The organism is Kitasatospora sp. NPDC057518, from assembly GCF_042802075.1.
Classification (GTDB): domain Bacteria; phylum Actinomycetota; class Actinomycetes; order Streptomycetales; family Streptomycetaceae; genus Kitasatospora.
This window is the reverse complement of record NZ_JBHVEU010000709.1, coordinates 1-2,596: the sequence shown is the minus strand read 5'-3', so window position 1 is coordinate 2,596 and position 2,596 is coordinate 1. Positions and strand designations below refer to the sequence as shown.

2 protein-coding genes are annotated in these 2,596 nt (G+C 71.6%); one reads left to right on the top strand and one right to left on the bottom strand.

Annotation, left to right across the window (positions count from 1 at the left end; all coding sequences use genetic code 11):
• Window positions 1-15: 15 nt before the first annotated feature.
• Window positions 16-468, bottom strand: a complete 453-nt coding sequence (locus tag ACFU7Z_RS38625; RefSeq protein ID WP_049658244.1) for a GatB/YqeY domain-containing protein — start codon at window positions 466-468, stop codon at window positions 16-18.
• A gap of 771 nt (window positions 469-1,239) precedes the next feature.
• Here ACFU7Z_RS38625 and ACFU7Z_RS38620 point away from each other — a divergent pair.
• Complete coding sequence (locus ACFU7Z_RS38620; protein ID WP_063780346.1) at window positions 1,240-2,550, top strand: helix-turn-helix domain-containing protein; 1,311 nt, start codon at window positions 1,240-1,242, stop codon at window positions 2,548-2,550.
• Window positions 2,551-2,596: the final 46 nt, after the last annotated feature.

Genomic DNA, 2,596 nt, shown 5'->3' with positions numbered 1-2,596 from the left:
GGTCTGAGCCGCGGCTCAGACCAGGGCGGCCTTCACGGCGGCGGCGACCCGGCTGCCCTCGGCCAGGCCGTCGACCTTGGGCTTCACCAGCTTCATGACGGCGCCCATCGCCTGGGGGCCGGTCGCGCCGCTCTCGGCCACGGCGGCCGCCACGATCGCGGCCAGCTCCTCGTCGGAGAGCTGCTTGGGCAGGTAGCCCGCCAGCACCTCGCCCTCGGCCAGCTCCCGGGCCGCCTGCTCCGTCCGGCCGGCGTTCCCGAAGGCCTCGGCCGCCTCCCGGCGCTTCTTCGCCTCGCGGCCGATCACCTTCAGCACGTCGGCGTCGGACAGCTCGCGCTTCTGCTTGCCCGCCACCTCCTCACTGGTGACGGCGGACAGCGTGAGCCGGATGGTGGACGAGCGCAGTTCGTCCCGTTCCCTGATGGCAGCCGTGAGGTCCTCGTGCAGCTGCTCCTTGAGCGTTGTCATTTCCTCTTCTTATCCTTCGGCTGTGGGTGGGCTCAACCGGTTTCCCGTGGGCATCCACCGGGGTTTCCGCAGTTGAACGAGTATCCCCGACAAGTACGGCCGACCGTCGCCCGTCGGCGCGCCGCTGCCGCCCCGCTGACGGCTGTGGGCGCGGCGGGGCGGGCGGTAGCCGTCCGACCCGGGAAGCAGCCGGGGAAGCAGCCCGGGAAACGGTCAGGGAAACGGTCCGGCCCGGGAACGGGCGGCGGTCGAGTCCGTGAACAATCGATGCCCCCGGCCGGGAACGGACGACGGGATTCGGCCAAGGTGGCCGATAATGCCCGCACATTCTCGGCCGAAATGCCGAGAACTGCCTGTTCCGGAGCGAAGTTGCCGGTTCCGCAGGGGTACATCGAACACTGCGACCGCTTCGCCGAAAATAGTCCGCGTAGTACACTCGTTCGCGCGTCGCCCGAGCAGCCCGAAGGCGGCGGTCACCTCACCGTCGAATCATCCCCGAATCATCGCCGAAGGCCGCCACGATCAGCCGCGACAAACCGTCACCACGTCCCCGATTCATTATTCCACGGCACTGACACACTGCCGGCCAGGCGCCCTGCAACCCTGACACCTTGCGGCCCGGGCGCCCTGCGGTCCCGGTCGGCGCGGGCGCTCACGCCTGCGCTCCGCCGGACGGCCGACGGCGATCGTTTTTCGGAGTGATTGGCGCCGCAGCACGGCGCACTGATTTCTGACTTTTATTCTGCTCACGACAGCAGGAAGCGCGGGGGAATGGACAACAATCAGCTTCGCTCGATGTTGGTAACCCAACGGAAGATGGTCGGATGGAGCCAGGAGCAATTAGCCGAACACTCCACCGTCAGCGTCCGCACCATTCGTAATCTGGAAACCGGCGCCATCAGGAATCCGCGGCGCAGTTCCGTGGAACTCCTGGTGGGCGCGCTGTTCTCCGCGGCGACCAACCGGGACGACCCCCTGCTCTCCCACGCCGTCCAGGCGGGCGCCCCGGCCGGGCTGCTGCCCGCCCGGCCGGAGCCCGGACCGCCGGTCCGCGTCGCCGAACTCCCGGACAACGCGCGGTGGCAGGGGCTGCGGCCCAAGACGGACGTCACCGTCGGCCGCCAGGCCGACCTGCTGCACGTCGTGACCGCCCTGCGGCCGGGCCGCCCGCTGGTGCTCACCGGACCGGCCGGGGTCGGCAAGACCCGGCTGGCGCTGGACTCCGCCGCCCACCTGCTGGACCGCTTCCGGGACGGCGTCGCGGTCCTGGAGCTCGGCTCGGTCACCCCCGAGGCCGTCGACCCCGCCGCCGCCTCGGCCCAGGCCCAGCGCGCGCTCGACACCCTCCTGCGGGGCGTCGGCCGCGACCCGCGGACCGACCCCGAGCCGCAGCTGCTGCTCGTCGTCGACAACGCCGAGCACGTCATCGACACGGTGGCCCGGCAGGTCAGGGCACTGCTGGCGCGGCACCCGGCGCTCCACATCATGATCACCTCGCTGCGGGCGCCCGCCGGGGTCCCGGCCGACCTGTGGGAGGTGGCGCCGCTGTCGGTCGACCACCCGGACGGCCCCTACGGCTGCCCGCCCGCCGCCGAACTGTTCTGCCGCCGGGTGCACTCGGTCGTCCCGACGCTCGACCTCGGCGACCAGATGCCGCAAGTGGTCGAGCTCTGCCGACGCCTCGGCGGCCTGGCGCTCGCGATCGAGAACGCCGCCGTCCGGATGCGCTCGGTGCCCCTGCACGTCCTGGTGGACGAGTGCCGGGTGCTCCCGATCCTCGGCCAGGAGGAGGTCGGCGGGCTCTCCCACCACCGCTCGCTGCACCGCAGCCTCGCCTGGGCGTACGGGCTCCTCGACGAACGGCAGCGCCGGGCGCTCAGACGGTTCTCCCGGTTCCCCGAGGAGTTCTCCATCGACGACGTCCGGCAGCAGCCGGTCGACGGCGGCCGGGAGCCCTCCCGCAACCTCGACGTGCTGGCCGAGCTGGTCGACTTCTCCGTCGTCCAGGTGAAGCGCGGCCACCAGTACGCGTACCGGGTGCCCCGGATGATGCGCGAGTACGTCAACGCCATCCCGGCCTGAGGGCCGGCCCCGTGCCGCCCGCGCCTGGAGCACTGCTCCTGGCACC

What these genes read in the sequence shown, in the direction of transcription:
- ACFU7Z_RS38625 (WP_049658244.1), bottom strand. Translation starts at nt 468, where the DNA reads ATGACAACGCTCAAGGAGCAGCTGCACGAGGACCTCACGGCTGCCATC.
- ACFU7Z_RS38620 (WP_063780346.1), top strand. Translation starts at nt 1,240, where the DNA reads ATGGACAACAATCAGCTTCGCTCGATGTTGGTAACCCAACGGAAGATG.